The 1,350-nt window shown below is 70.6% G+C and carries 2 protein-coding genes; both read left to right on the top strand.

Translation table 11 applies throughout. The features are described 5' to 3' along the window. Nucleotides 1-448 (top strand): carboxymuconolactone decarboxylase family protein (locus I8N68_RS32405; protein WP_200216914.1); only part of this gene is annotated, 448 nt, incomplete at its 5' end. Continuing rightward, nucleotides 445-1,323, top strand: a complete 879-nt coding sequence (locus tag I8N68_RS32400) for an RNA polymerase sigma-70 factor (protein WP_200216913.1) — start codon at nt 445-447, stop codon at nt 1,321-1,323. The genes I8N68_RS32405 and I8N68_RS32400, both read left to right, overlap by 4 nt. Nucleotides 1,324-1,350: the final 27 nt, after the last annotated feature.

The raw sequence follows: 1,350 nt of genomic DNA, 5'->3' as shown, positions 1-1,350 counted from the left end.
CTTCGGCCTCGGCGGCAAGCTGCAGAAGTGGGACGCCTGCGACGAGGGCCTGAAGTCGTTCGCCCACATGGCGGTCGCGTCGCTAGTCGGCTGCACGTGGTGCCTGGACTTCAACTACTTCGAGACCCGCAACAAGGGGCTCGACGTGGAGAAGGCGCGCGAGATCCCGCGGTGGCGGGAGGCGGACGTCTTCACTCCGCTGGAGCGGGACGTCCTGGAGTACGCCGAGGCGATGAGCCAGACACCGCCGACCGTGACCGACGAGTTGGTGGACCGGTTGCACGCCGAGCTGGGACCTTCCGCCGTGGTCGAGCTCACCTCGGTGATCGCATTCGCGAACATGAGCACGCGTGGCAACGTGGCGCTCGGCATCGAGTCCGACGGCTTCGCCGCCGCGTGCGGCTTAAAGCCGCTGGCCGAGCGACCGGGAGTAGCGTCCGCGTCATGAGCGAGGACCCCTTCGTCGCCCACCGCAGCCTGTTGTTCACCATCGCTTACGAGATGCTCGGCTCGGTCGCCGACGCCGAGGACGTGGTGCAGGAGACCTGGCTGCGGTGGGCAGCCGTGGTCGACGCCGAGCGCTGCGAGGTCCGGCACCCCCGGGGGTACCTCGTGCGGATCGTGACCCGGCTCTGCCTCAACCGGCTGCGCACGCTCGCGCGGCAGCGCGAGGAGTACGTGGGCGAGTGGCTGCCCGAGCCCGTGCTGACCAGTCCGGACGTCGCCGAGGACGTCGAGCTTGCGGAGAGCGTGTCGATCGCCATGCTGGCGGTACTCGAGACGCTGCTGCCGACGGAGCGCGCGGTCTTCGTGCTCCGCGAGGTCTTCGACGTGCCGTACGACGAGATCGCCGAGGCGCTGGGCAAGTCGCCGGCGGCGGTGCGCCAGATCGCGACGCGGGCACGCAAGCACGTGGCGGCGCGCCGGCCGCGGATGTCGGTGAGCCGCACCGAGCAGGAGCAGGTGGTTGAGCGGTTCCTCGCCGCCCTGACCACCGGCGACGTGCCCGGCCTGCTCAAGGTGCTGGCTCCCGACGTGCTCGTCGTGGGCGACGGCGGCGGCCTGGCCCCGACAATCCCGAAGCCGGTCCGCGGGGCCGCGAAGCTCGCCCCGGTGATGGCCCGCTTCGCCGAGGTCGCGCCCGGTGCCAGGGCTTTCATCATCGACCTCAACGGCGGCATCGCGGCGCGCATCGACCCCGGCGGCGAGAACGACACGGCCGTGTCGTTCGTCATCGAGGACGGCCGGATCACCCAGATCTACGCGATCCGCAACCCGCACAAGCTCGAGCGGCTGGGCGAGGTGGCCGAGCTTCGACGGTGAGCCCGGGCTTACGCATGCTCGCATCTG

This window comes from Micromonospora coerulea (genome assembly GCF_016598485.1).
GTDB lineage: Bacteria > Actinomycetota > Actinomycetes > Mycobacteriales > Micromonosporaceae > Micromonospora > Micromonospora coerulea.
Note: the sequence above shows the minus strand (reverse complement) of the source record. Positions and strands in the feature narration are given on the sequence as shown.

Bases quoted from the DNA above. Each gene is read 5' to 3' on its own strand.
- I8N68_RS32400 (WP_200216913.1), top strand. From the start codon at position 445: ATGAGCGAGGACCCCTTCGTCGCCCACCGCAGCCTGTTGTTCACCATC.